General features: G+C 70.4%; 22 protein-coding genes. 14 read left to right on the top strand and 8 right to left on the bottom strand.

What is annotated here, in order from left to right:
* Positions 1 to 359: 359 nt before the first annotated feature.
* A complete protein-coding gene (locus ACFYZE_RS02185; RefSeq protein WP_388987176.1) occupies positions 360 to 1,295 on the bottom strand; it encodes a DUF72 domain-containing protein in 936 nt (311 codons plus the stop codon).
* A gap of 171 nt (positions 1,296 to 1,466) precedes the next feature.
* On the opposite strand from ACFYZE_RS02185, the gene ACFYZE_RS02180 reads away from it, so the two are divergent.
* From ACFYZE_RS02180 to ACFYZE_RS02170, 3 genes are read left to right on the top strand one after another with little or no spacing between them, the layout of a single operon-like run.
* Positions 1,467 to 2,354, top strand: coding sequence for an alkaline phosphatase family protein (locus tag ACFYZE_RS02180; protein ID WP_388987173.1), 888 nt, complete (start codon positions 1,467 to 1,469; stop codon positions 2,352 to 2,354).
* A gap of 1 nt (position 2,355) precedes the next feature.
* Complete coding sequence (locus ACFYZE_RS02175; RefSeq protein WP_388987170.1) at positions 2,356 to 3,627, top strand: MFS transporter; 1,272 nt, start codon at positions 2,356 to 2,358, stop codon at positions 3,625 to 3,627.
* Positions 3,624 to 4,643, top strand: a complete 1,020-nt coding sequence (locus ACFYZE_RS02170) for a TolB family protein (RefSeq protein WP_388987168.1) — start codon at positions 3,624 to 3,626, stop codon at positions 4,641 to 4,643. Before ACFYZE_RS02175 ends, ACFYZE_RS02170 begins: the two co-directional genes overlap by 4 nt.
* A gap of 83 nt (positions 4,644 to 4,726) precedes the next feature.
* Here ACFYZE_RS02170 and ACFYZE_RS02165 read toward each other — a convergent pair whose 3' ends face one another.
* Positions 4,727 to 5,437: a hypothetical protein gene (locus tag ACFYZE_RS02165; RefSeq protein WP_388987165.1), complete on the bottom strand. Its 711-nt coding sequence runs from the start codon at positions 5,435 to 5,437 to the stop codon at positions 4,727 to 4,729.
* Positions 5,438 to 5,677: 240 nt separating this feature from the next.
* On the opposite strand from ACFYZE_RS02165, the gene ACFYZE_RS02160 reads away from it, so the two are divergent.
* Complete coding sequence (locus ACFYZE_RS02160; RefSeq protein ID WP_388987162.1) at positions 5,678 to 6,424, top strand: BTAD domain-containing putative transcriptional regulator; 747 nt, start codon at positions 5,678 to 5,680, stop codon at positions 6,422 to 6,424.
* Positions 6,425 to 6,508: 84 nt separating this feature from the next.
* Here the strand turns inward: ACFYZE_RS02160 and glnA are convergent, their stop codons facing one another.
* Positions 6,509 to 7,870 (bottom strand): type I glutamate--ammonia ligase, encoded by a 1,362-nt coding sequence (glnA, locus tag ACFYZE_RS02155; RefSeq protein ID WP_388987159.1) that lies wholly within the window; start codon positions 7,868 to 7,870, stop codon positions 6,509 to 6,511.
* A gap of 318 nt (positions 7,871 to 8,188) precedes the next feature.
* On the opposite strand from glnA, the gene ACFYZE_RS02150 reads away from it, so the two are divergent.
* Both ACFYZE_RS02150 and ACFYZE_RS02145 read left to right on the top strand, forming a co-directional pair.
* On the top strand, positions 8,189 to 9,370 hold the full coding sequence (locus ACFYZE_RS02150) for a globin domain-containing protein (RefSeq protein ID WP_388987156.1): 1,182 nt from the start codon (positions 8,189 to 8,191) through the stop codon (positions 9,368 to 9,370).
* A 295-nt stretch (positions 9,371 to 9,665) separates the two neighbouring features.
* Entirely contained in the window at positions 9,666 to 10,094 is a 429-nt protein-coding gene (locus tag ACFYZE_RS02145; RefSeq protein ID WP_388987153.1) for a DUF4232 domain-containing protein, read from the top strand.
* A 177-nt stretch (positions 10,095 to 10,271) separates the two neighbouring features.
* Here the strand turns inward: ACFYZE_RS02145 and ACFYZE_RS02140 are convergent, their stop codons facing one another.
* On the bottom strand, positions 10,272 to 10,706 hold the full coding sequence (locus ACFYZE_RS02140) for an RrF2 family transcriptional regulator (RefSeq protein WP_388987150.1): 435 nt from the start codon (positions 10,704 to 10,706) through the stop codon (positions 10,272 to 10,274).
* A gap of 152 nt (positions 10,707 to 10,858) precedes the next feature.
* Here ACFYZE_RS02140 and ACFYZE_RS02135 point away from each other — a divergent pair, with 152 nt between their 5' ends.
* The 4 genes from ACFYZE_RS02135 to ACFYZE_RS02120 all read left to right on the top strand — a co-directional run bounded on the left by ACFYZE_RS02135 (position 10,859) and on the right by ACFYZE_RS02120 (position 16,597).
* Complete coding sequence (locus ACFYZE_RS02135; RefSeq protein ID WP_388987147.1) at positions 10,859 to 11,566, top strand: DUF3105 domain-containing protein; 708 nt, start codon at positions 10,859 to 10,861, stop codon at positions 11,564 to 11,566.
* Entirely contained in the window at positions 11,563 to 12,192 is a 630-nt protein-coding gene (locus ACFYZE_RS02130; RefSeq protein ID WP_388987143.1) for a DUF305 domain-containing protein, read from the top strand. The genes ACFYZE_RS02135 and ACFYZE_RS02130 overlap by 4 nt, the downstream gene beginning before the upstream one ends.
* Positions 12,193 to 12,491: 299 nt before the next feature.
* Positions 12,492 to 14,432 (top strand): protease pro-enzyme activation domain-containing protein, encoded by a 1,941-nt coding sequence (locus tag ACFYZE_RS02125; RefSeq protein WP_388987140.1) that lies wholly within the window; start codon positions 12,492 to 12,494, stop codon positions 14,430 to 14,432.
* Positions 14,433 to 14,548: 116 nt separating this feature from the next.
* Positions 14,549 to 16,597, top strand: a complete 2,049-nt coding sequence (locus ACFYZE_RS02120) for an NAD(+) synthase (protein WP_388987137.1) — start codon at positions 14,549 to 14,551, stop codon at positions 16,595 to 16,597.
* Positions 16,598 to 16,621: 24 nt separating this feature from the next.
* Here ACFYZE_RS02120 and ACFYZE_RS02115 read toward each other — a convergent pair whose 3' ends face one another.
* Together ACFYZE_RS02115 and ACFYZE_RS02110 are read right to left on the bottom strand one after the other, a co-directional pair.
* Entirely contained in the window at positions 16,622 to 16,900 is a 279-nt protein-coding gene (locus ACFYZE_RS02115) for a DUF397 domain-containing protein (RefSeq protein WP_388987134.1), read from the bottom strand.
* Positions 16,872 to 17,735 (bottom strand): helix-turn-helix domain-containing protein, encoded by an 864-nt coding sequence (locus tag ACFYZE_RS02110; protein WP_388987131.1) that lies wholly within the window; start codon positions 17,733 to 17,735, stop codon positions 16,872 to 16,874. The genes ACFYZE_RS02115 and ACFYZE_RS02110 overlap by 29 nt, the downstream gene beginning before the upstream one ends.
* A 134-nt stretch (positions 17,736 to 17,869) precedes the next feature.
* Here ACFYZE_RS02110 and ACFYZE_RS02105 point away from each other — a divergent pair, with 134 nt between their 5' ends.
* Both ACFYZE_RS02105 and ACFYZE_RS02100 read left to right on the top strand, forming a co-directional pair.
* Positions 17,870 to 18,094 (top strand): hypothetical protein, encoded by a 225-nt coding sequence (locus tag ACFYZE_RS02105; RefSeq protein WP_388987128.1) that lies wholly within the window; start codon positions 17,870 to 17,872, stop codon positions 18,092 to 18,094.
* Entirely contained in the window at positions 18,091 to 18,504 is a 414-nt protein-coding gene (locus ACFYZE_RS02100; RefSeq protein WP_388987126.1) for an ATP-binding protein, read from the top strand. Before ACFYZE_RS02105 ends, ACFYZE_RS02100 begins: the two co-directional genes overlap by 4 nt.
* On the opposite strand, the gene ACFYZE_RS02095 is transcribed toward ACFYZE_RS02100, so the two are convergent.
* On the bottom strand, positions 18,455 to 18,892 hold the full coding sequence (locus ACFYZE_RS02095; protein WP_388987123.1) for a glutaredoxin domain-containing protein: 438 nt from the start codon (positions 18,890 to 18,892) through the stop codon (positions 18,455 to 18,457). The two genes, ACFYZE_RS02100 and ACFYZE_RS02095, sit on opposite strands and share 50 nt — an antisense overlap.
* A gap of 560 nt (positions 18,893 to 19,452) precedes the next feature.
* On the opposite strand from ACFYZE_RS02095, the gene ACFYZE_RS02090 reads away from it, so the two are divergent.
* Together ACFYZE_RS02090 and ACFYZE_RS02085 are read left to right on the top strand one after the other, a co-directional pair.
* On the top strand, positions 19,453 to 24,279 hold the full coding sequence (locus ACFYZE_RS02090; RefSeq protein ID WP_388987120.1) for a ricin-type beta-trefoil lectin domain protein: 4,827 nt from the start codon (positions 19,453 to 19,455) through the stop codon (positions 24,277 to 24,279).
* A 14-nt stretch (positions 24,280 to 24,293) separates the two neighbouring features.
* Positions 24,294 to 24,893: a hypothetical protein gene (locus ACFYZE_RS02085; protein WP_388987117.1), complete on the top strand. Its 600-nt coding sequence runs from the start codon at positions 24,294 to 24,296 to the stop codon at positions 24,891 to 24,893.
* Between the two features lie 195 nt (positions 24,894 to 25,088).
* Here the strand turns inward: ACFYZE_RS02085 and ACFYZE_RS02080 are convergent, their stop codons facing one another.
* Positions 25,089 to 26,303 (bottom strand): MFS transporter, encoded by a 1,215-nt coding sequence (locus ACFYZE_RS02080; protein ID WP_388987114.1) that lies wholly within the window; start codon positions 26,301 to 26,303, stop codon positions 25,089 to 25,091.
* Between the last annotated feature and the right edge of the window lie 77 nt (positions 26,304 to 26,380).

The raw sequence follows: 26,380 nt of genomic DNA, 5'->3' as shown, positions 1-26,380 counted from the left end.
ACGGCGGTCGCGGGCGCCGGGTGACGGCGGTCGCGGGCGCCGGGTGACGGCGGTCGCGGGCGCCGGGTGACGGCGGTCGCGGGCGCCGGGTGACGGCGGTCGCGGGCGCCGGGTGACGGTGGTCGCGGGCGCCGGGTGACGGTGGTCGCGGGCACGCGGGGCCCCAGTGGCGGCGCCCTACGGGCACGCGGGCTCGGACGGCGATGCTCGCGGACACGCGGGCCCCAGTCGGGGCGCCCTACGGGCACGCGGGCTCGGACGGCGATGCTCGCGGACACGCGGGCCCCAGTGACGGCGGTCGCGGGCACGCGAGGCCCGAGTGGCGGCACCCCACAGGCACGCCTGCCGTGCCACGGGCGTCAGTCCCCCGGCCACAGCCCCGGCAGCTGCGTGAAGGCGTGCGGCACCTGGTGCGGTACCTGCTCCCCGAGCAGGCGACGCATCGCCTCCGCCGCGCGGACAGCCGCGTCGGCGCAGCAGTTGTTGAACAGGACGTGCACCTGTTCCGTCCGCTCGGCCAGGCCCCGCACCCGCGGCACCCACTCCGCCAGCTCCGCCTCGGTGTACGCGTGGCGGTAGGCGTCCTCCTTGGATCCGGTGCCCCAGTGCGGGCTGCGCCCGTGGAAGCGGACGACGGCCAGCCGCCGTGTCGTGACCGGCGCGCAGGGCGGCATCGAGGTCGGCAGGTCCCGCGCGATGTCCACGGCCACCGCGGTGGCGTCCAGATCCGCGAGCAGTGCCGCGGTGGCCGTCTCCCGGTCGCCCCGCCACCAGTCCGGGTGCCGGAACTCGACGGCGAACGGCCAGCCGCGGGCCCGCTCGCGGCAGGCGCGTACGAACGCCTCCGACCGTGGGCCGGGAGTGAGCGAGGGAGGGAACTGGAACAGCACCGTCCCGAGCCGTCCGGCCCGCCGCAGCGGCGCCAGCGCTTCGGTGAAGCGCGCCCACAACTCGTCGAGAAGGCCCGCGTCGCGGCCGCCGGGATCGGGAGCGCGCCGCCGGTCCAGGGCGGGCCGCAGGTCGGCGGGCAGCGCGTCCGGCCGCGTCGGATGTCCCGTCAGCAATGAGAAGGCCTTGACGTCGAAGACGAAACCGTCCGGCGTCCGCTCCGCCCACAGGCGGCAGGTGCGTTCGCTGGGCAGCGCGTAGTAGGAGGAGTCCGCCTCGACCACGGGAAACCGCTCGGCATAGAACCTCAGCCGCCCCTCCGCGTCGCGCCGCCCCCGCGGATACCAGCCGCTCGCCACCAGCGCCCGGTCCGTCCAGGAACACGTCCCCACCAGGATGTCGCCCATGGGCCCCGTGTTACCCGGGGACGTACGGCCATGTCCGGCCGGTGCGGCACGCCTGCAATTCACCGGCTTTTCATCCGCCGGGTCGTGGGGCGTGGGGCGCGGGCATCTTGGCGTGAGCATGCTCTGGCAGCGCTGCCCCCCGTTGCCCCCTCCCCCCACCGGAGGTTGATTGTGTCCGGCAGTTCCCTGTACCGCCGCACCCGTACCACCGTGGCGTCCGTGGCGGCCCTCGCCGCGGCAGCGATCGGGTTGTGGACCGGACTCGGCGGTGAGTCCGCGCACGCCGCGGGCTCCGTCCCCAGCCCGGACCACGTGGTCGTCGTGGTCATGGAGAATCACGCGTACGGCCAGATCATCGGCTCCTCCAGCGCCCCGTACATCAACTCGCTGAAGTCCGGCGGCGCCAACCTCACCCAGTCGTACGCCATCACCCACCCCAGCCAGCCCAACTACCTCGCGATGTTCTCGGGTTCCACCCAGGGCATCACGGACGACAGCTGCTACACCCCCGGCTTCTCCTCCGCCGCCAACCTGGCCTCCGAGCAACTCGCCGCGGGCCGCACCTGGGCCAGCTACAACGAGTCGCTGCCCAGCCAGGGCTCGACCACGTGCAGCAGCGGCAACTACGCCCGCAAGCACAACCCCTGGTTCGCCTTCAGCAACGTGCCGACGTCGAGCGCCAAGACCTTCGCGCAGTTCCCCACCGACTACACGACGCTGCCCCAGCTGTCCTTCGTCGTCCCCAACCTGTGCAGCGACATGCACGACTGTTCCATCTCGACCGGTGACACCTGGCTGAAGAACAACCTGGGCGCCTACGCCACCTGGGCCAAGACCCACAACAGCCTCCTCGTCGTCACCTTCGACGAGGACAACAAGCTCAGCGGCAACCGCATCCCGACGGTGCTGTACGGCCAGCCGGTGACCCCGGGGTCCAGCACCTCCACCACCTACAACCACTACGACCTGCTGCGCACCCTGGAGGACACCCAGGGCCTGACGACGCACGCGGGCAACGCCGCCTCCGCCAAGGACATCACCGGCATCTGGGCGCCGTGACATGTACGTAGCGGACAGCCGCGCCGGCTCCCCGGCGCAGGCGTCCGCGGACGGCGCCGCCCGGCCCAGCGCCGGGCGGCGCCTCACCGCGGTCGCCCCGACCGTGCTCGCGCTCGGCACGGTCAGCCTGATCACCGACGTCTCCTCCGAGATGGTCACGGCGGTGCTCCCGCTGTACCTCGTCGCGGGCCTCGGCCTGTCCCCGCTGGGCTTCGGCCTGCTGGACGGCGTCTACAACGGCTTCTCCGCGCTCGTACGGCTCGCCGGCGGTCACCTGGCCGACCGGGGAGGAGGCCGCCACAAGTGGGTGGCGGGCCTCGGCTACGGCATCTCGGCCCTGTGCAAGCCCCTTCTCCTGCTGGCCCACACCCTCACCCCCATCGGCCTCGTCCTGGCCGCCGACCGCACCGGCAAGGGCCTGCGCACGGCCCCCCGGGATGCGCTGATCTCGCTCTCCAGCACCCCCGAGACCCGTGGCCGCGCCTTCGGCGTGCACCGCGCGATGGACACCGCGGGAGCGCTGCTCGGCCCGCTCGTGGCGTTCCTGATCCTGCGGGCGACGGTGGACGGTTACGACGCGGTGTTCACGGTGAGCTTCTGCGTGGCCGTGACGGGCGTCCTGGTCCTGGTGCTGTTCGTGCCGGGCGGTCGCGCGCACGCCCCGGCGGCCGACGACGGCCCCCGGCCGACCCTCCGTGCCGCCCTCGCCCTGCTGCACCGCCGCGACCTGCGCCGTCTCACGGTCTGCGCGCTGCTGCTGGGCCTCGCCACGGTCAGCGACTCCTTCGTCTACCTGCTGCTGCAACGCCGCCTCGGCGTCCCCGACCGCTGGTTCGCGCTGCTGCCGCTGGGCACGGCGGCCGCCTTCCTGCTGCTGGCGATGCCGCTCGGGCGGCTCGCCGACAGGGTGGGCCGATGGCGGATCTTCCTGGCGGGCCACGCGGCGCTGCTCCTGGCCTACGCCCTGCTGCTCACGTCCTGGCACGCGGCGGCGCTGCCGTACGCCGTGCTCGCCCTGCACGGCGGCTTCTACGCGGCCACCGACGGCGTGCTGATGGCGGCGGCCTCCGACAGCGTCCCCGAGGAACTGCGCTCCTCCGGTCTGGCCCTGGTGCAGACGGGCCAGGCGCTCGCCCGGTTCGCCTGCTCGCTGGCGTTCGGAGCGGCCTGGACGGTGTGGGGCGACCGTACGGCGCTGACGGCCTCCGCGGCGGCGCTCGCGGTGTGCGCGGCCTTCTCCCTGACAACGCTCCGCCCGAAAGGCACGGAATGACGGTACGCAACCGCATCCTGGTCCTGCTCTGCGCCCTCGTGGCCCTCGCGGGGGTGGGCACGGCCTCGGTCCTGCACGCGTCGGCGCGGGCGGAACGCCGGGACCAGGCCCAGGCCGGCGGCCCCCGGACCACCTCGGGCAAGGTCGTGCTCACCGAGCCCGGCCGCATGGTGTTCCGCAACATGGCCTGGGGCCCGCACCGCGACGAACTCACGACGGTGCCGGCGTCGGACCCCGGCGGCCCGCGCACCGCCTCGGGCGTGAAGTGCCTGCGCTTCTACGCCGCCGCGGGCACCGGAGTCTGCCTCCAGGCCGTGCACGGCCCGGTCTCGGACACCTACCGCGCGCTGATACTCGACGCGTCCCTGCACATCAGGGCGCACTACGACGTCCCCGGCATCCCGTCCCGCGCCCGGGTCTCCCCCAGCGGCCACTACGCGGCGTGGACGGCGTTCGTGGGCGGCGACTCGTACGCGGGAACGAACTTCTCGACCCGTGCGGCGATCGTGGACATCCGCACGGGCGCGCTGACCCCGTCCCTGGAGGCGTACCGCATCGTCAAGGACGGCAGGACGTACCACGCGTCGGACGTGAACTTCTGGGGCGTGACGTTCGCGTCCGACGACCGCACGTTCTACGCGACCCTGGCGACGAAGGGCACGACGTACCTGGTCCGGGGCGACCTGCGCGCCCGCACGGTCACCACCCTCCACCCGAACGTCGAGTGCCCGTCCCTGTCCCCCGACGGCACGCGGATCGCGTACAAGAAGCGGGTGAAGGGCCTGCCCAAGGACGCCCCCTGGCGCCTGTACGTGCTCACCCTGCGCACCATGCGGGAGACACCGCTCGCCGAGTCCCGCAGCGTCGACGACCAGGCCGTCTGGCGGGACGACCACACCCTGGTCTACGCGCTGCCGGGCGACTACGGGGCCGACCTGTACACGGTCCCGGCCGACGGCACGGGAAAGCCGCGGCGGATCAGCACCGCGGCCGTGTCCCCGGCGTACACGCACTAGCAGCGCACTAGCCGGACGGCGGTGACGGGGCGGTCCTCACCGCCCCGTCACGGGTGTCACGAGCGTGCCGGCTCATCACGCCGTCAGCGCGTCTGGTTCTGCTTCTGGTTCTGCTTCTGGTTCTGGTTCTGCTTCTGCTGCTGGTTCTGGTTCTGGTTCTGCTGCTGGTTCTGGTTCTGCTGCTGGTTCTGGCCAGGCTGCGTCGGCTGGGCGAGGCAGGCGGAGAAGAGGTCCTTCGCCTCGGCGAGGCCCTGCCGGTAACCGTCGATGAAGTCCTGGGACTCACCGAGCAGCGACCGCCTCACCGCTTTGCCCTGCTCGCAGGAGGCCAGGCCGTCGGAGCGTCCGGCCTTGACGCCGGCTGACTTGTCGGCGGCGGCCGTCCCGGGCTGGGTGGTTCCGGGCTGGGTGGTCCCGGGCTCGGTGGGCGTGGTCGTGGTCGTGGTCGGTCCCATACCAGGGCAGGTAGCCGCCCCTCCCGAGGTCAGGCCCGTCAGCTGGAAGTTCCGAGCCGACAGACTGATGCCGCCGACGCCGACATTGCCAGTGGCATCTGCGGTCTGGCTCGTGATCACTTGCCCATCCGCGGAGATGCGCACCGTTTCGTTGGCCGCGAATCCGCTGCCCCGGACCGAACCGAAGGGGTTGGGGGGCGCATTGGAGATCGCCGAACAGACCGCGTTCGGTACCGCCGTGGCCGAGGCGTCCGCGGCTGACGCGGAACCGCTCGGGACCAGCAGGCAGGAGGCGCCCAGCGGGAGGCTGAGCAGCCCGAGGTACCACGTGCGACGCATGAGTCTCTCCTTTCGAGGGGTCCCCTCAGCCTTGCCGTCCGGGTGTGACACAGGCGTGACGGCCGCGTGTCCAGGCACCGGGACGCTACGCCGGACGGGCGATGAAGGAGGCTCCTGACCTGCACTTTCGACTCGCGCGTCTCGCCGCGACAACATCGCGAAGGTGGTGCAGCATGGCTGGAGGGCGAGCCTTGGGCTTGCTCAATCGTCAACAGTCCCTGTTGCGAGAGAGCGAGGATCATGGACCGCAGCAGCCGTAGAGAAGAGTCCTTCAGCCCTGTACGCATGGCGCTCCTCGGCGGCTTCGATCTGAGGATCGCCGACGAGCAAGTGGACGTCCCGCCCGGATCCGCACGTCTCCTGGGGTTCGTGGCACTCACTTGCCAGGGTGCCGTCTCAAGAGCGCTGGTCGCGGGGTCCCTCTGGCCCGAGGCGCCCGATCGATGCGCCTACGCGAACCTGCGGTCGGCGCTGTCACGCCTGAACGGCGTCGGCAGGGAGGCCCTGGACGTCAGCACGACCGAGGTGCGCCTGGCCCGCGAGGTCAGTGTCGACTTCCACCACGCCCAGTCGCTGGCTCACTTCGTACTCGGTCCCGACATGTCGCCCGAGGACCCCAAGGTCGGCATGGAAACCATCCATGCGCTGTCCACGGACCTGCTTCCGGGCTGGTACGAGGACTGGGCGCTGCTGCAGGCGGAATCCTGGCTGCAGCTTCGCACCCACGCCTTGGAGAAGCTGGCGGAGGGCTTCATCTCGGCGGGACGGTTCGCGGAGGCCGTGGCCGCCGCGCACGCGGCCGTGTGCGCCAACCCGCTGCGGGAGAGCTGCCAGGCGCTGCTGATCCGGGCCCACCTGGCTGAAGGCAACCCCTCGGAGGCACTGGGCGTCTTCGAACGCTACGAGGAGCATCTCCAGGCCGAAATGGGACTTCAGCCCACGCCACGACTCAGCGAACTCGTGTCCGACCTGCCCCGGGCCGCCTAGGCCCCGGGCCGCCAGTCGTCGGGGGCCGGCGGTCACCGACCGCCGGCCCCCGCGTGCAGACCTCAGAGCGACCCGCTGGCGCCCTCAGAGCACCGGCAGGTTCTTCCGCAGCTCGAACGCCGTGACCTCGGAGCGGTACTCCTCCCACTCCTGCTTCTTGTTGCGCAGGAAGAAGTCGAACACGTGCTCGCCCAGCGTCTCGGCGATCAGGTCGCTGCGCTGCATCAGCGTGAGCGCCTCGCCGAGGTTCTGCGGCAGCGGCTCGATCCCCATCGCGCGGCGCTCGGAGTCCGTCAGCGCCCACACGTCGTCCTCGGCGCCCGGAGGCAGTTCGTAGCCCTCCTCGATGCCCTTCAGGCCGGCGGCCAGCAGGACCGCGTAGGCCAGGTACGGGTTCGCGCCGGCGTCCAGCGAGCGGACCTCGACACGGGCCGAGCCCGTCTTGCCCGGCTTGTACATCGGGACCCGCACCAGGGCCGAGCGGTTGTTGTGCCCCCAGCAGATGTACGACGGCGCCTCGCCGCCGGCGCCCGCGGTGCGCTCCGTGCCGCCCCAGATGCGCTTGTAGGAGTTCACCCACTGGTTGGTGATCGCCGAGGTCTCCCCGGCGTGCCGCAGCAGGCCGGCGATGAAGGAGCGGCCCACCTTGGACAGCTGGTACTCCGCGCCGGACTCGTAGAACGCGTTCCGGTCACCCTCGAACAGGGACAGGTGCGTGTGCATACCGGAGCCGGGGTGCTCGGAGAACGGCTTCGGCATGAAGGTGGCCTGCACGCCCTGCTCCAGCGCGACCTGCTTCATGACCAGGCGGAACGTCATGATGTTGTCGGCGGTGGACAGCGCGTCGGCGTACCGCAGGTCGATCTCCTGCTGGCCCGGGGCGCCCTCGTGGTGGGAGAACTCGACCGAGATGCCCATCGACTCCAGCATGGTGATCGCCTGGCGGCGGAAGTCCATGCCGACGTTCTGCGGGGTGTGGTCGAAGTAGCCGGAGTTGTCGGCCGGCGTCGGGCGGCTGCCGTCGAGCGGCCGGTCCTTCAGCAGGAAGAACTCGATCTCGGGGTGGGTGTAGAAGGTGAAGCCCAGGTCGGAGGCGCGGGCCAGGGCGCGCTTGAGGACGTACCGGGGGTCCGCGAAGGACGGCGAGCCGTCCGGCATGAGGATGTCGCAGAACATACGGGCCGTGCCGGGGGCCTCCGCGCGCCAGGGCAGGACCTGGAAGGTCGACGGGTCCGGCTTGGCGATCATGTCGGACTCGTAGACGCGGGCGAAGCCCTCGATGGCGGAGCCGTCGAAGCCGATGCCCTCGTCGAACGCCTGCTCAAGCTCGGCAGGGGCCACGGCCACGGACTTGAGGAAGCCCAGCACGTCCGTGAACCACAGGCGTACGAACCGGATGTCACGCTCCTCCAAGGTCCGGAGCACGAACTCCTGCTGCTTGTCCATCTTCCGCTTCCCCATCCTTGCTGGTCAGGCCGCCTGTCTCCCGCACCACGGGAGGCGGTCGGGCACCTGAGCATCCCACCACAACAGCATTTCATGCGCGTTGCGGACCTTGATCGGCCGCCCGGCCCCGGGCTGAACGCCTCGCATACGGCAGGTGTCCTGCTCTGACGCCCATCTTGCCTGTTCGGCGGCCCATACGTAATGGCCGATCTCGCCCCTCTCCCCTCGCTATAAATTTGCATCTCATATGCAAGTTTTATTACGGTGCCGACGGCCGAGCGGGCCGAAGCCCACCCTTCCTCCACAAAAGGAGTCCCGATGCTCTCCGAGCAGTCCGCCGCCACCGTGCGCACGACCCTCCCCGCCGTCGGCGCCTCACTGGCCGAGATCACCGAACGCTTCTACGACGGACTGTTCGCAGCCCACCCGGAGCTGCTGCGCGACCTGTTCAACCGCGGCAACCAGGCGGCCGGCACCCAGCGGCAGGCGCTGGCGGGCTCGATCGCCGCCTTCGCCACCCATCTGCTGGAGCACCCGGACGAGCGCCCCGACGTGATGCTGGGCCGCATCGCCCACAAGCACGCCTCGCTGGGCGTCACACCCGAGCAGTACAAGGTCGTCCACCAGCACCTCTTCGCGGCCATCGGCGAGGTCCTCGGCGATGCGGTCACCCCCGAGGTCGCCGCCGCCTGGGACGGGGTCTACTGGCTGATGGCGAACGCGCTGATCGCGATCGAGAAGCGGCTGTACGAGGAGAGCGGGCAGTCCGGCTGGCGGCGGTGGCGGGTCGTGGGGCGCGTCGAGGAGACGGCGGACGTCGCCACCTTCCAGCTGCACCCGGCCGACGACGGCCCGGTCCCCGACTTCCGACCCGGCCAGTACGTCTCCGTCCGCGTGGAACTCCCGGACGGCGCCCGGCAGATCCGCCAGTACAGCCTGTCCGGCGCGCCGGGCTCCCCGCTGCGCCAGATCGGCGTCAAGCGCGTCCACGGCGGCGACACGCCGGACGGCGAGGTCTCCGGTCACCTCCACGCGCGCGTACGGGAGGGCGACATCCTGGAGCTGTCCGCCCCGTACGGCGACCTGGTCCTGGACGCCACCGACGCGCCCCTGTTGCTCGCCTCCGCCGGCATCGGCGTGACCCCGATGATCGCCATGCTGGAACAGCTCGCCCGCACCGGCCACCGCGCCCCGGTCACCGTGGTGCACGCCGACCGCTCCCCCGCCACGCACGCCCTGCGCACCGACCACGAGGGCTTCGCGGCCAAGCTGCCGGACGCCGCCGTGCACTTCTGGTACGAACAGGACGCCCCGAAGTCCGCGCACACGGGCCTCGTGGACCTGTCCGCCGTGCCGGTCGCGTCGGGCACGCGCGCGTACCTGTGCGGTCCGCTGCCCTTCATGCGCACGGTGCGCGCCCAGCTGATCGAGAAGGGTGTGGCCCCCGCCGACATCCACTACGAGGTGTTCGGGCCGGACCTCTGGCTCGCGCAGGACTGATCCCGCCACGGCTGCCCGGCTGGCCGGCGAGGGGCCCTGGTGCGAGGGTGGTGTGGTGAGGCCTGTGAGACACAAGAGACCTTCGAGGGTGTGAGGTCGAGCCACCCATCATCCAACGCGGAGGACGGCGCTCATGGCACGCACTACGAGGAAACGCGTGGGGACGGTCTTGTCCGCGGCTGCGGCCGCAGCCGTCGCGGCGGGCCTGTCGGCCACAGCCCCTGCTGCTGCCGCAGCCCGTGTCCCTGCCCCTGCCGTCGGCGCTGCGACGGCGGACGGGGCCACGTCGCCACAGGTGACGGTCGCCCCGTGCACGAGCGCGCAGCTCATCGCGAGCGGCGCACACCGTCTGGCGTCGGGCCAGGTGGTGGTGACGGTCGTCAACCAGGGCCCCCGACCGTGCGTGTTCAAGGGCTATCCCACCGTCGCCCTCGCCGGTCTGGGCTCGCCCGGCAGGAACAGACCTCTCCAGGTCGTCCACCAGGGCGCCTCGGGACCGGTGACACTGGCAGTCGGCGGTCGGGCCTCGACCCAGCTCTCCTTCACGCCCGTCCTCGGCGAGGCGAGCGGGTACTGCGCGTCGGGCGCCGCCCCCTTCGTCGCGCCCTCGATCGTGGTGGGCGTCGCGGGCGGGGGCCAGCAGCTGGCTCCGGACGACGGCGGCGACTTCGCGCTCTGCGGGACCAGTGTGCGCGTCACCGCCTTCCGCGCCACGGGCGCCTGAGCCGGGCCGGACACGGAAACGCGAAACCGCCTCCCACGCGCCGCCCGCCCTCACCGCCTCGTGGTGCTCAGGAGCGCGGACACACCCAGTCAAGTCCGGCGACGCGCGCAGCGTACGCAGCAGCCCACAGGCACGGGACGAGGTCGAGGTCGAGGTCGAGACCCCGGCCGTTCGCCGTCACAGCGCGGAGGGCATACCGAGAAGCAGCGGCCCCGTCGGCGCCGCCACCACGTCCTCCACGGTCACCGGGTCCAGCGAGGCGAAGAACGCCTCCTGGGCCCGGCGCAGCGCGCCCCGCAGCCGGCAGCCGGTGTGCAGGGGGCAGGGCGTGGCGCCCTCGCAGTCGACGACGTCGCCGTCCCCCTCGAAGCGGCGCACGACCGCGCCGACCGACGCCGTGCGCCCGGCCTCCGTGAGCGTGAGCCCGCCGCCCCGGCCGCGGCGGGCCTCGACGAGTCCCATGTGCGTCAGCTCGGCAACGACCTTCGCGGCGTGCGTGTACGGCACATCCATAGCCCCCGCGACCTCCCGGGTCGTGGGGTTGGAGCCGCCGGCGACGGCGAGCCGCATCAGGACCCGCAGCGCCAGGTCCGTGGAGCGCAACAGCCGCATGCCGCCAGCGTAGATAATGCGCATCCTGGCTTCAAATTATCGGGCGGGAAGGCCGCCCGTTCAGCCATTCGGGTGGTCCGGCCTGGGTCCAGGGACTCCCTCCCCACTACGATCAGCCGTCCCGAAGGTCACTTTCCCCCGAAGGACGCGCCATGGGCTCCGCCCCCACCCCCGGTTCCGCCGAGCGCAAGGCCCGCATGGAGCAGATGCGCCGTGCGGAACGCTCACGTGAGCGCCGCAACCGCACCCTGACGATCGCGGCGAGCGTGGTCGTCGTCGCCGGTCTCGTCGTCGGCGGGGTGGTCCTCATCGACTCGCAGTCCGGGAGCAGGGCCTCGGCGGCGAGCGGCTCGAAGGACTCGGCCGGCGGCTCGAAGGGCCCGGCGAAGAGCTCCAAGGACACCGGCCACTTCGTCACCGGCAAGGACGGCGTGCGGATCTGGACGGGCCGGCTGTCCCGCAACCACGTCACCACGAACGTGCCCTACCCGATGCACCCGCCCGTGGGCGGCGACCACAACCCGGTCTGGCTGAACTGCAACGGCGACGTCTACACCGAGCCGGTCAGGGACGAGAACGCCGTGCACTCGCTGGAGCACGGCGCGGTGTGGGTGACGTACAGCGGCAAGGCGTCGAAGGCCGACGTGTCCGCGCTCGCGGCGAAGGTGAAGAGGACGCCGTACACGCTGATGAGCCCGTACGGGAACCAGGCGAGCCCGATCATGCTGACGGCCTGGGGCCACCAGCTCTCCGTGAACAGCGCCGACGACCCGGGCGTCGACAAGTTCCTCGCGACCTACGTCCAGGGCGAGCAGACGCCCGAGCCGGGTGCCTCCTGCACCGGCGGGACGATGCGGTGAGCCGGCACATCGGCTGGATCGCCGGGGCCGCGGCGGCGGCGCTCGTCGCGACGGGCGCGATCACGTACGCGGTCGCCGAGGACGGCGGGTCGGGCAACCTCCGCGTGCCCGCCGCGGACTCGGCGGACGCCGGTTTCGCGCGGGACATGGCGGTCCACCACCAGCAGGCCGTCGAAATGTCGTACATCGTGCGCGACCGCACCGGGAACGAGGAGGTGCGCCGCCTCGCGTACGACATCGCGCAGACCCAGGCCAACCAGCGCGGCATGCTGCTGGGCTGGCTCGACCTGTGGGGGCTGCCGAAGGTGTCCTCCGAGCCGCCGATGACGTGGATGGGCATGGGTGGCATGGCCTCCGGCAAGGACGGCGCGCTGATGCCGGGCATGGCGACCGACGCGGAGCTGAAGAAGCTGGGCGAACTCAGCGGCAAGCAGGCGGAGATCCTCTACCTGCAACTGATGACCGACCACCACAAGGGCGGCGTCCACATGGCCGAGGGCTGTGTCGCCAAGTGCACGGTGGGCGTGGAGAAAAGGCTCGCGCAGGGCATGGTCGACGCGCAGCGGTCGGAGATCGGGCTGATGACGACGATGCTCGAGGAACGCGGCGCCGAGCCGCGCACCTGATGCCACCGGTCTGCATACAAGTCGACAAAGCGGCATCGAACGGAGTTCGCCGCAAGGGCATCCCGGGAATCGCAACCTTTCCGCAACACACGGGGAACACCCAAATCCACCCAAACCCCAAGTGGCCGCGACCACTTGGGGTTTCCTTGGCCTTTTCATTCCCCTGGCATGAATCGTTCATCGACAGAGTGACCCCCATCGTGTGATCCATACGGTCGGCCGAACCGCCGCGGGCCGGCACGCGGACTGCATGACGTATCGACCACTACATGCATGCGAACCGCATCGCAGGGGGTTCTATGAGATCCAACCGCGCCAAAATGCGCGCTGTGAGCATGGCAGCAACACTGCCCATGATCGCGGGCGCGCTGGCGCTGGGCATACCCGCGGCGCACGCCGCGAACAGCCCCGCTCGTGACGTACTGCAGGGCACCAAGCCCGCCTGGGCGACGGCCACGGCGGACAAGGGCGCGACCTCCGACAGCGCCCAGGTCTCCGCCCGGGTCTACCTCGCCGGCCGTGACGCGCGCGGCCTGGCCGCCTACGCGAAGGCCGTGTCCGACCCGCACTCGCCGTTGTACGGCAAGTACCTGAGCGCCAAGCAGGCGCAGGCGCGCTTCGGCGCGACCAAGGAGCAGGTGGCCGCGGTGAAGTCGTGGCTGAAGGCGTCGGGCCTGAAGGTCACCGCCGTCACGCAGCACTACGTCGCCGTGACCGGTGACGTGGCCGCCGCCGAGAAGGCGTTCGGCACGCAGCTGCACAACTACGCCAAGGCCGGCAAGACCTACCGTGCGCCCTCGAAGGCGGCCACCGCGCCCGAGAGCCTGAAGGGCGCCGTCCTGACCGTCACCGGCCTGGACAACGCCCCGCACAAGGCGAACCACGACGACCAGCTGCCGCCGCCGGAGACCGTCTTCCGCAACTCCGGGCCGTTCTCCTCGTACTACGGCTCGAACACCGCGACGACGCTGCCGCAGGCGTACGGTCACGCGATCCCGTACGCCGTCAAGGGCTACACGGGCAAGCAGCTGCGGGCCGCGTACGGCGCGGGCACCCGCACGGGCAAGGGGGTGCGCATCGCCATCACCGACGCGTACGCCTCCCCCACCATCGCCTTCGACGCGGCGACCTACGCGAACAAGCACGGCGACGCCGCCTGGACCACCAGTCAGCTGCGCCAGGTGCTGCCGGACCAGTACACCAAGACCAAGGAGTGCTCGGCCGCCGGCTGGTACGGCGAGGAGACGCTCGACGTGGAGGCCGTGCACGCGGTCGCCCCCGCCGCGAACGTCACCTACGTCGGCGCGGCCTCCTGCTACGACGACGACCTGCTCGACTCGCTCAGCAAGGTCGTCGACAACCACCTGGCCGACATCGTCTCCAACTCCTGGGGCGACACCGAGGCCAACCAGACCCCGGACCTCGCGGCCGCCTACGACCAGGTGTTCCAGTTCGGCGCGGCCGAGGGCATCGGCTTCTACTTCTCCTCCGGCGACAACGGCGACGAGGTCGCCAACACCGGTACGAAGCAGGTCGACACCCCGGCCAACTCGGCCTGGGTGACCGCGGTCGGCGGCACCTCGCTGGCGGTCGGCAAGAACGACACGTACCAGTGGGAGACCGGCTGGGGCACCGAGAAGGCTCTGCTGTCGGCCGACGGCAAGAGCTGGACGAACTTCCCCGGCGCCTTCACCTCGGGCGCGGGCGGCGGCACCAGCAAGACCGTGGCGGAGCCCTACTACCAGAAGGGCGTCGTCCCGGACGCGCTGGCGAACGCCAACAACGCGACCGGCAACCGCGTCGTCCCGGACATCGCGGCGATCGCCGACCCCAACACCGGTTTCCTGGTCGGCCAGACGCAGACCCTGCCCGACGGCAAGACGCAGGCCTACGACGAGTACCGCATCGGCGGCACCTCGCTCGCCGCGCCGGTGATCGCCGCCGTGCAGGCGCTGGCCCAGGAGGCCCGCGGCGGTCAGCCGATCGGCTTCGCCAACCCGGAGATCTACGCCCGTTACGGGTCGAAGGCGTACCACGACGTCACGGACAACCCGACGGGTTCCGGACTCGCCGTGGCGCGCATCGACTTCGTCAACGGCCACGACGCCACCGGCGGCCTCGCCACCTCGGTCCGCAGCCTCGGCAAGGACAGCTCGCTGTCCGCGGTGAAGGGCTACGACGACGTGACGGGCGTGGGCTCGCCCGCTCCCGGCTACGTGGAGTCGTACAAGAAGCACTGAGGCACCGCCGGTAACGGCACCTGAGGGGCGCGGGATGTGATCATCCCGCGCCCCTTCGGCGTGGGTGGGGTGACCCACCACCCCATCGCGTCGCTCTGACGATTACACTGGGCGCCGTGCCTCCGTTGAACTTCTGGTCGATCTATCAGCACGGCTTCGCACGCGTCGCCGCGTGCACGGGTCACACCGTCATCGCGGACCCGCATGCCAATGCCGAAGCGGTCCTGCGCCACGCGCGCCGGTGCGCCGGGGAGGGGGTCGCCGTCGCCGTCTTCCCGGAGATGGTGCTGTGCGGCTACTCGATCGAAGACCTGCTGCTTCAGGACGCGCTGCTCGACCAGGTCGAGGAGGCGCTTCAGGACGTGGTGGCCGGGTCGGCGGACCTGCTGCCGGTCCTGGTCGTCGGCGCCCCGCTGCGCCACCGCAACCGGGTCTACAACTGCGCGGTGATCGTGCACCGCGGCCGCGTCCTGGGTGTCGTGCCCAAGTCGTACCCGCCGAACTACCGGGAGTTCTACGAGCGCCGGCAGATCGGCGACGGCGCCGACGAGCGCGGCGGGTCGATCCGCGTCGGCGGTGAGCCCGTGCCGTTCGGCGTGGATCTGCTGTTCGCGGCCGAGGACGTCCCCGGTCTGGTGCTGCACGCGGAGATCTGCGAGGACATGTGGGTGCCGGTGCCGCCCAGTGCGGAGGCGGCCCTCGCCGGTGCGACCGTCCTCGTCAACCTCTCGGGCAGCCCGATCACGGTCGGGCGGGCCGAGGACCGCAAGCTGCTGTGCCGCTCGGCGTCCTCCCGCTGCCTCGCCGCGTACGTCTACGCGGCGGCCGGCCTCGGCGAGTCGACCACCGACCTGTCCTGGGACGGCCAGACCATGATCTACGAGAACGGCGTGCTGCTGGCCGAGACCGAGCGGTTCCCGCTCGGCGACAGTTACGCGGTGGCCGACGTGGACCTCGACCTGCTGCGGCAGGAGCGGCAGCGCATGGGCACGTTCGACGACAACCGCCGTACGCACAGCGCGCGGACCGGCGACTTCCGGACGGTCGGGTTCGAGCTCGATCCGCCGCTCACCGACCTGGGGCTGCGCCGTCGCCTGGAGCGCTTCCCGTTCGTGCCCGCCGACCCCGAGCGCCTCGCCCTCGACTGCTTCGAGGCGTACAACATCCAGGTCGAGGGCCTCCAGCAGCGCCTCGCGGCGATCGGCGGCCCGAAGGTGGTCATCGGGGTGTCCGGCGGCCTCGACTCCACGCACGCGCTGATCGTCGCCGCCCGGGCCATGGACCGCGCGGGCCGCCCGCGCACCGACATCCTGGCCTTCACGCTGCCCGGCTTCGCCACCAGCGACCACACCAAGGACAACGCCCACAAGCTGATGAACTCGCTCGGCGTCACCGCTGCCGAGTTGGACATCACACCCACCGCGCGGCTGATGCTGAAGGAGATGGGCCACCCGTTCGCCTCCGGGGAGCCGGTGTACGACGTCACCTTCGAGAACGTGCAGGCCGGGCTGCGCACGGACTACCTCTTCCGGCTGGCCAACCAGCGCGGCGGCATCGTGCTGGGCACCGGGGACCTGTCGGAGCTGGCGCTCGGCTGGTCCACGTACGGCGTGGGCGACCAGATGAGCCACTACAACGTCAACGGCGGGGTGCCGAAGACCCTGATCCAGCACCTGATCCGCTGGGTGATCAGCAGCGGCCAGTTCGACGAGGAGACCGGCAAGACACTTGCGGCGATCCTCGACACCGAGATCAGCCCGGAGCTCGTACCGGGCGAGGAGATGCAGTCCACCGAGTCCAAGATCGGCCCGTACGCGCTACACGACTTCACGCTCTTCCACGTGCTGCGCTACGGCTTCCGGCCATCCAAGATCGCCTTCCTGGCCTGGCACGCCTGGCACGACCCGGAGGCCGGCGCCTGGCCGCCGAACTTCCCCGAGGCCAAGCGGGTGGCGTACGACCTGCCGGAGATCCGGCACTGGCTCGAGGTCTTCTGCCGCCGCTTCTTCGCGTTCGCGCAGTTCAAGCGGTCGGCCATGCCGAACGGGCCGAAGGTGTCGGCCGGCGGTTCGCTCTCCCCGCGCGGCGACTGGCGCGCCCCGTCCGACGGCAACGCACGGGCCTGGCTGCGGGACCTCGCCCGCTTCGACGCCCCGGAGGCATGACGGTGACGGCCCCTGGGCCCTGGTTCACCTCTTCAGCGAGGCGACGAAGGGGGCCCAGGCGGCGGCGGTGAGGACGAGGACGGGGCCGTCGGGCACCTTGGAGTCACGGACGGGGACGAGGCCGGGGATGTTGTCGGCTACCTCGACACAGTTGCCGCCGTCACCATTGCTGTAGCTCGACTTGCGCCAGAGGGCGGCGCCGGGGAAGTCGCTGGCTACTTCGACGCAGTCCCCGCCGTCACCGTTGCTGTAGCTGCTCTTGAACCAAAGCGCGTCACTCAAGTCGATCCGGTTGCTTGCCATTTCGGTAGTCCTCTGCCGCTGCCTTGATCATGGCCAGGGACGCCTTTGGTGACAGCGCGACGGCCCTGAGCCGATCGTATGCCTTGCGGTACTGCTTCACGAGGGCCGGATCGTCGATGGTGTCCCCGCTGTAGGACGCCTCGATGTAGAGCAGCGGCGGCGCGTCAGGGAAGGCCATGACCTTGATGGAGGCCGCCATCAGGGGATACGCGCCGCACGTCCGCGGAACGATCTGCGGAGTGATCCGCCGCCGCTCGGCCAACTCCACGATCCGCTCGAGCTGTTCAGCCGTCTCCGGCGGCGAGAGGATCGGGTCCGCGATCAACGACTCGTGCAGGATCGCCCAGTACTCCGGGGTGGAGTGATCGTCCTCGAAGAGACGGGCGCGCGCGAGTCGGGCGGTCACCTTCTCCTCGACCCACTCATCGGAAGCCGCCGGGTGGGCCGACCGGACCAGCGTCCGAGCGTAAGGAGCGGTCTGGAGCAGCCCGGGGAAGGTAATGGGGCACCACTCCTCGATGGACTCCGCGTACTTCTCCGCTTCCAGGACCTTTTCGAAGTACGCGGCATGCGGCCCTCGCCGCGCCTTCCGCACATCCTCGCAATGCCGCTCGAAGAACCCGTCGGTCTTCAGGACCCGGTCCGCATGCCGGGCCAGATCCAACGGCATGCGGCGCTCCCCGCGCTCGATGTCGCTGAGGTATGTCTTGCCGTAGAAGCTGCCTTCGAGGAACGCTTCGAGCGACAGGCCCGCCGCCTCCCTCTTCCACCGCAACTCCTTGCCGTAGAAGGTGGGGACGCTCATCGAGCCGTCGATGTCCCTACGCCGTGCCACGTGCTCACCGCCGTAACTCACCGCACCGTTTCCGCTGTTCGCGTCGCGGACGCGAACCCCCTTCCACGCTAGCGAGCCGGGCGACACTCTGTGAGGCGTTCGTCACAGACCGCACAGAAGGCTGTCATCTCCCCATGCCCGACCCCTCCCCCACGGCCCACGACGTCACCCTCTGCGTCGAGAACCTCCGCGCCGCCCTCGCCCTGCACGGCATCACGCTGCCATCCCTGCGCGTCGACCTGCCGAGCTTCGCGGGCACGTACGCACCGCCCGCCGGCCTCGTAGCGCTCGGGAACTGCAACACGGACACGGCCCACGCGCTCGCCACCGCCCTCCGGAAGACGGCGGCCGAGCGATGACCTTCGAACTCGACCTGCTCGCCACCCCCAAGGCCGTACCCGAACTGCGCCACCACCTTCGCGCGCTCGACTTCGAAGTACGCCTGTGCGTCACGGAGTTACTGACCAACGTCATCGACCACCTCGGCGAGGGCACCCCGGTGACCGTCCGCGTCACCGGCACGCCCCACGGCCACACCCGCGTCGAGGTCACCGATCCGGACCCACGCGCACTGCCGACCCTGCTGTCCGCCACCGGAACAGCCGAGTCCGGCCGCGGTCTGGCCCTGGTCGACGAGCTCTCCCAGCGGTGGGGCGTGGATCAGGGAGCGGACCGGAAGACGGTCTGGTGCGAGCTGGCCGAACCGGAGCAGCGGCCTGTCACCGGGAACGGGAGAGCTGTTCGCGCACCCATGCGGGATCGGGATTGACGTGAGGCCGACCGGCCACGACGACGGTCGGCACGGTCTCGTTGCCCTCGTTGGCCGCCCTCACCACCGCGGCTCCGGCCGGGTCACGCCAGATGTCGACCCAGTGCGCCTGGCGGGCGCGACGGCCCAACCGGATGCGCAGGCGCAGACAGTACGTGCAGCCCGGCCGCCAGAAGACGACCGGCCGGCCGTCGGCCGCGCTGAGACGCTGCGCCTCCGCCGCACCGATCGACCCCGGGAAGACGAGAGGCGAGTTCAGGCCCGCAAGCAACACGAACAGCAGAAGGAGCACTACGGCAGCGCCAGGGCTCCCTTTCAAGACCAGCCCGGCCGCAACGACGGAGCCGCACAGCACGAACAGCATCGGGAAGAGCCAGGCGCGCGTCACGAGGACGAAGGCTATCGCGCGACATCAGGATCGAGAATCGGTCATCTGTGATCACCCCCTCGCACCCTGCCCAGCCGTACACGCACAGAAGCTTCACAGAAAGGACACAGACGTCCTGCGCGTGAGTAACCCCTTCCAACCAGCTGACCGGACGAAAGATTCACGCCATCGCGCTCGCCACCACGAAAATGAACGCCTGTACGAGTCCACGTGTGTGTGCCTAGAGTGTCGCGGTGCACCTGCGGAGCCTGACCACTCCGCACGCGCACATCAGTCAGCGACCGGGGGAACGCCGTCGCTCACGGGGAGGGGTGGCATCGCCATGCCGCCGCACAGGCCGTCCATGTGCGTGAGCCCAGCCAGGGCCTGCGCCTCTGAGTCTCCGTGAGAGTCCTTGCAGTGCATTGCCGCTCTTCGGAGCATCGGCCGATCAACCGGCGCATACACACTCTGAAGAAAGTGATGCTCCGTTGCCTTCCCAGCCAGGAAGACCGCTCGTACCAACGCCAGGACACTCAGGACTACTTGCCCGGATCATTCTTCTGCTGACCGCCGTCGCGGTGGTCGCCGGTCTCACCGTCCGGCCCGACCTCGCAGGACTCCCCGGCCGGAACGACGCGAGCCTGGTCGGGGGCTCTTACGACGGCTACGACACCAAGGCCGCTGAACAGCTGCGCGGGGACCAGTGCGTGGCTGTCGACGCCCTGCGCAAGGGCGGACCGAACCTGTTCGCCCTGGCACAGGGCGCCGTCGGGCTAGCGCCTGACCAGCTCCATCAGAAGCTCGACCGGGACCTCTACGACACCAAGACCCCGCTGCACCAGGCCTACTCCGCCGACGACGACAACAGCTCCCAGTGGCAGCAGAAGGTATTGGACCAAGGGCATGCGTTCAGCAAGGCCGTGACGGGCCTGCGTGACTACCCCGGCTCCCCGACGGGAGCGAGCGAGATCTACGACCGGATCGGCCTGCTTCCGTGGATCTACCAGTCGTGGGGCAAGGCGATCGACCTGTTCTCCCCGTTCTACGAGCCGTCGCCCACCGCCGACGACAGCACGAAGGCCGCCGCTCTGGCGATCGGCGACCAGCTGTACACCTCCGGCGGGACGCCGGAGGAGCAGCAGGCGTGGGCGCTGTGGAAGAAGAACTCCGGCAAGATCGAGCCCAACAAGCTCTTCGTTCCCAGGGTGTTCGCCGATGACGCCCGTATCTTCCTCTCCTCAGGCGGTTTCCCGCGCACGGCGCCGGCCCCGGACACCCCGGAGTTCCGTATCGCGGTCGAGGACCTGAAGGCCCGCTTCGCGGCCTGCGCGTGGCACGATCCGATCGACCCGAACCGGGTTCTCGGCAAGGAAGTCGCCCAGGCGGCCACCGAGTGGCAGCAGGAGATCGCCTCCCAGGCCGCACAGCGGCAGCAGATCCTGGAGGCCTCCGGCACCGCGACGAAGGCGTTGCAGGACGGCGCCTTCGCTTTGGGCAAACTCGTGGGCCAGTCGTGGATCGCGGACTACTCCACCCGTTGGCTGGACTACAACACCGAAGGCGGCCTCGGCTGGATCGGTGAAGCCCCGCTGGAGATCCAGGTGCCGGGGGCCTCGGGCAAGTGCCTGGACGTGCAGGGGTCCGGGAAGACCAACGGCACCCCGGTGCAGATCTACACCTGCAACGGCAGCAGCGCCCAGAGGTGGCAGGTGTGGGCGGTCTACGACGGCCACTACACCCTGGCGAACATCAACGCGCAGAAGTGTCTGGAGGTGCTGAACGGCTCCAACGCCAACGGCACGAAGATCCAGATCAGGGACTGTGGCAGCAGCAAGGCGCAGCAGTGGGCGTTCGACGTGCGCAGCATCGGCGCGCTGCGCAACGTCGGCACGGACAAGTGCCTGGACCTGGCCACGTTCGACAACGGCAAGGACGCCCAGCTGAACACGTGCAACGGCTCCAACGCACAGAAGCTGCGCATCGTCCCCAAGGGCCACACGGGCACCGCTCCCGCGAAGGCCGACGTGGACAAGGCGAAGGCGAGCATCGCTGCCGCTCAGTCGGAGGCGAAGAAACAGCTTGCCTTCGTCAAGGCACAGCTGGCCGCCGCGCAGAAGGCCGCGACCGCCTCGGACACGGCCATCCAGGCCGCCTACGGCATCGCCGATGCGGGCGGTGCTCCCAGGGGTCGTGGGCTGCTGGTCGGTCAGCAGAAGGACCAGGTGACCAAGGGTTCGGTCGCCGCGCTTCAGGCGATGGTGAAGGCCGCCGAGACCGCCGAGGCCGCCACCCGCGCCTCGGCCGGCGACAGCCAGACCATCACACAGCGCGCTCTCGCCCAAGCCGCGCAGTCCAATGCGGAGTTCCGCAAGAAAGCCGCCGAAACGGCTGAGTGGCAGGCCAAGGCCGCAGCCGACGCCGCCAAGATCCACCGCGACAACGCGAAGAAGGACAAGGAGACCGCGGAGGCGAAGCTCACCGACGCGCTGAAGGCCGAGGGGGACGCGAAGGCGGCCGCCGCCGACGCCCACGCCAAGCGGCTGGCTGCGGAGGCCGAGGAGAAGACGGCCAAGGCGGAGAAGGAGAACGCGGCGGCCAAGCAGGCCGAAGCCGCCGAGCACCGCAAGAATGCCGAGGACCAGGCTTCCAAGGCCAAGGACGCCAAGGACAAGGCGGAGGCCGCCGAGAAGACCGCCGGGGACCGGCGCGACGACGCGGTCAAGGCCCGCGATCACGCCCAGGCCATGCGCGACGACGCCTGGGATGCCGAGCAGAAGGCCGAAGCGGCCCGCGCCAAGGCCGACGCCAAGGAGGCCTACGCCGACTCCCTCGACGCCGGGGATGCGGCCGCCGCGGCCCGCGCTGCCGCGAACGACGCGAACAAGGCGGCCGACGACGCGGAGGCTGCCGCGACCAGGGCGCGTTCCGAGGCGGACGCGGCGACCAAGGCGGCGGCCGACGCGGACGCCGCGGCCACCCGCGCCGAGGCGGCCGCCAAGCGGGCCCGTTCCGACGCGGACGCCGCCCAGGCGGACAAGCTGAAGGCGGACGCGGCCGTGAAGACCGCGACCAGCGCCGCCGCGGACGCGATCAAGGCCTCGCAGAACGCCGCCGCCGAGGCCAGGACGGCGGTCAAGCTCGCCGACGAGGCCGAGCAGCACGCCAAGGACGCCAAGACCCAGGCGAACGCCGCCAACGCGGAGGCCGCCAAGGCACTGACCGCCTCGGCGAAGGCAGCGGGCTACGCCCATGTCACCGCCCAGGCGGCCGTGGACGCCGGTGAAGCGGCCAAGCAGGTCGCCGACCCGGCCAACGACGCGATCCAGCTCGGCTCCGCCTACGTCGACACCGACTCGGTCGCCGGCCTGGTCGTGCTGACCGGGCAGGGGTCGAAGACCATCGCCGAGCAGCAGCAGGCGGTCGCCGACGCGCACGCCAGGAACGCGGCAGCCGAGGCCCAGGCCGCAAAGAACCTCGCCGACCAGGCCAAGGGCGACGCAAAGGAGGCCTACCAGCACGCGGCGAACGCCGCCCAGTACGCGGCCGACGCCCGCACCTACTCCAAGGAGGCCCTGGGCTACGCGGCCGACGCGGCCAAGGCCGCCTCAGCAGCGGCCGCGTCCCTGTCCCGCACCGTCGACTACGACAAACAGGCCGCTGAGGACGCCGCAGCTGCCGACAGGGCGGCCGGCAACGCCGAGGGCTACGCCAAGGACGCCCGCGACTCCGCCGACGCTGCCGAACTCGACGCCGAAGCAGCCCGCTCCGCAGCCACCCGGGCCGAACAGGACGCCAAGGACGCCCGCGCCGCCGCCGACCGCGCCGCCGCGGCGGCGACCGAGGCCGAACAGGCCGCGAAGGACGCCGACAAGTACGCCAAGGAGGCCCAGGACGCAGCCGACAGGGCCGAGAAGGCGGAGAAGGCCAAGCAGATCAACGACGGAACCGTCCCCGACGAGAACGGTGCCTCGATCGGCAAGGTGTTCTACGTCGTCGACCACATCGAGAAGGTCGGCGATCCGGAGGTCGTGAAGAAGACGGAGAGCTGCGACAACCCGATCAGCAAGCTCTTCTACAAGGGCGACTGCACAATCACCACGAAGATCCGGTTCAAAGCAGTCCTCGACCTGTATCTGTGTAGCGCACAGGATCTGGACCCGCAGAAGTTCATGTGCCCGGCCTCAGCAACGGACTATCTCGGCGAGGTTCGGACCAAGGAACTGTCCCAAACATTCACGCACACCATCACCATCGCGGAGTACCAGGAGAACATCGACCCGGTCGACATCCTCTTCGGCAGCTGGATCAAGTGCGCCCAGAAGCTCACCCCTGGTGGTGAGGGAGGAAGCTGGGGCGGATGCGCCTGGGCATCCCTCGACGTCGCGAGCCTGTTCGCGGGCAAGATCATCCGGCCCATCGCGGAGGCCCTGCGCGCCGTGGACGCCGCGTTCGTCACCGGCATCGGTGTCCGGGACGCGTTCAAGGCGCTCAAGGCACTCGAAGGCGTGGACGCGGCGGCGGTCGCCGCGATCGAGCGTGAAGTCGAGATCTACGAGGACGTCCGCACGGCCTGCCCGGTCAACAGCTTCCCCGGCACCACCGAGGTGGTCCTGGCCGACGGCAGCCGCAAGGCGCTGCGCGACGTGCGGACCGGCGACCTGCTACTGGCCACCGACCCGGAGACCGGACGCACACAGGGCGAGCCCGTCACACGTACCTTCCACCACGGCGCCACTGACCTGGTCGACGTGACGCTGACGGACGGTGACCGCCTTACCAGCACCCCTGGACACCGGTTCTTCGTGATCGGCCGCGGCTGGACCCTGGCATCCGATCTGCGCCCCGGAAACGTCCTGCCCACCCCGGACGGCGTCCGCACCGTGGCCGCGCTGGCCGACCGGCATGAGGCGAAGCCCCGGGCGGTGTACGACCTGACCGTCTCAGGGCTGCACACCTTCTATGCCGTGGCGGGTGACAGCCCGATCCTGGTCCACAACTGCAACGACCTCGTGGCCGACGGAAGGAAATTCGCTGGGCAGGCCCACACACTCGACGAGCACACGGCCGGGATCGTCACCCCGGAGAGAGCCGTGGAGCTGGCCATTGAAAAGACGGAAAAGTACGAGCGCACCACACCCAACAGCCTGTTCGTCGACCAGCAGACAGCCCAGCAGGTCGTCGACTACGCATTGGCCAACAACGCGCAGAGAATCAAGAATTGGCTTGCGAAGACCAGAAGACCAGACCTGGACTGGCAGGGCACCTTCGGGGCGAAAAACTCTCTCGGCAAGGTCTACTACCCGGACGGGTCCATGAAGGTGGCGGGCAACGGGTACTACATCAAGCTCGTGCGAGCCAAGGGCCACCCGGACGGCTTCTACGTACAGACGTGCTATCCGAAGTGAGGAGACAGGACACGATGCCACGCTTCACGGAGTTCGACTTCGGTGTGTCCTGGGTGATGCACTTCTTCCACCAGGACTGGACCTACGAAGGGGACACCGCTGCCGACGTCGTCGCCAAGCACCTCGCGGAATCGGCCGACGAGGAGTCCCTGGCAGTACGCCGTGACGCGCTGATTCTCGGCAACCTTCCGTCACCGACGCTGGAGGTCTTGTGGGAAGCCGGATCGCAGTACATGCCGAGCTTCGAGCGCCTGGGAGGAGGAGCCGAGTGGACGCGGACGGTCGTCGGCCTGTGTGACGCCCGACTGTCCGCGAACCCGGAGGTGCGTCCCCTTACGGGGGCGGACACCGAGGACGGCACGGCCTGCCTCGACGCCGTCCTCGCCGAGATCGAGGGCGCATCGTTCCTGGCGGCCGAGGTGCGTGCGGCGCTCACCGACTGCGCGCGCCGCTGCACCCCGGAGGTGGCGTTCCGGACGCTGCTGAGAGCGATCAGCTGTGCTCCCGACGCCTCACTCTCCGTCGAGCAGTACACAAGGCTGGAAGCCATCGGATCGGTGCTCCAGTACGGCGAATACGTCGTCGACTACGTCAGGTACCTTGTCGAACAGTAAGAGCAGGCCGGACGGCGTTCCTCTCCAGGACCATATCGAGGAGGGACGCCGTCCGGCCCCGGCAGGGGCCCTCCATGCCGCAACGGCAAGCCCCCGTGACGTACCCCACCACCCCGCCGCTCCATTCCTCCCGCACCGGATCCAGCCGATCCGAGCACCCAGTCAGACCGGGTCCAGGGGCGGAGCCCCCCGGGGTCAGGGATGCAGGGCGCCGGACTGCTCGGGTACGTGGGTGGCGACCACCCGGCCCACCCGGACAACCTCCCGCCGCCGGTCCACCACGTAGGCCACCCCGGCCACCGCCAAACCCAGCACCGCCAGCCCCGCCCCGGCCACCGCCGGAGACGTCACGCCGAAGCCCGCGGCCAACGCGAGGCCGCCGATCCACGCTCCGCCCGCGTTCGCCAGGTTGAACGCCGCCTGGTTCGCCGACGACGCCAGCGACGGCGCCGCCGACGCCTTCTCCATCACCATCAGCTGCAGCGGCGACCCGGTGACGAACGCCGCCATACCCAGCAGCGTCACCGCCATGGCCGCGCTCCACTCGGCGCTCATCAGGAGGGGGAAGAGGGACAGGACCGCCGCCAGCGACACCAGGCCGCCGAACAGCGTCCCCCGCAGCGAGTGGTCCGCCAGCCGGCCGCCCACCAGGTTGCCGATCGTCGCGCCCACGCCGAACAGCGCCAGCAGCAGCGTCACGCTCGAGTCGGCGTAGCCCGCGGCGTCCGTCAGCATCGGCGTCACATAGCTGTACGCCGAGAACAGCGCGCCGAAGCCCGCCACCGTCGTCCCCAGTGCCAGCCACACGGGCAGCGAGCGCAGGGCGGCCAGTTCGCCGCGCAGGCCGCCGGCCGGGGCGTGGGTGTGGTCGTGCGGGATCAGCAGGAGGAGGGAGGCGATCGCGGCCAGGCCGATCGCGCTCACGCCCAGGAACGTCGCGCGCCACCCCAGGTGCTGGCCCATCAGCGTGGCCACCGGCACGCCTGCGATGTTCGCGACCGTCAGGCCCAGGAACATCAGCGAGACCGAGCGGGCCTTGCGCTCGGGCGCCACCAGGTTGGTGGCGACGACCGCGCCGACGCCGAAGAACGCCCCGTGCGGCAGCCCGCTCAGGAAGCGGGCGGCCAGCAGCGAGTCGTAGCCGGGCGCCAGCGCCGAGAGGGCGTTGCCCAGCACGAACAGGGCCATCAGGCCGATCAGGACCGTGCGCCTGGACATGCGCGAGGTGACCGCGGCGAGCAGCGGCGCGCCGATCACCACGCCCAGGGCGTACGCCGAGACCAGGTGCCCGGCGGTGGGGATGGATATGTGCAGGTCGTCCGCGACATCGGGCAGGAGGCCCATCATCACGAACTCGGTTGTTCCGATCCCGAAGGCGCCCACGGCGAGGGCGAACAGGGCCAGGGGCATGAAGTGCCTGTGCCTTTCCAAAACGAGGTTCCGTACGTCGTCTGCGTTCGTATGTTCAAGTACGGAACAAAGCTTTC

Origin of the sequence: Streptomyces sp. NPDC001796 (assembly GCF_042892355.1) — a bacterium.
GTDB lineage: Bacteria > Actinomycetota > Actinomycetes > Streptomycetales > Streptomycetaceae > Streptomyces.
Note: the sequence above shows the minus strand (reverse complement) of the source record. Positions and strands in the feature narration are given on the sequence as shown.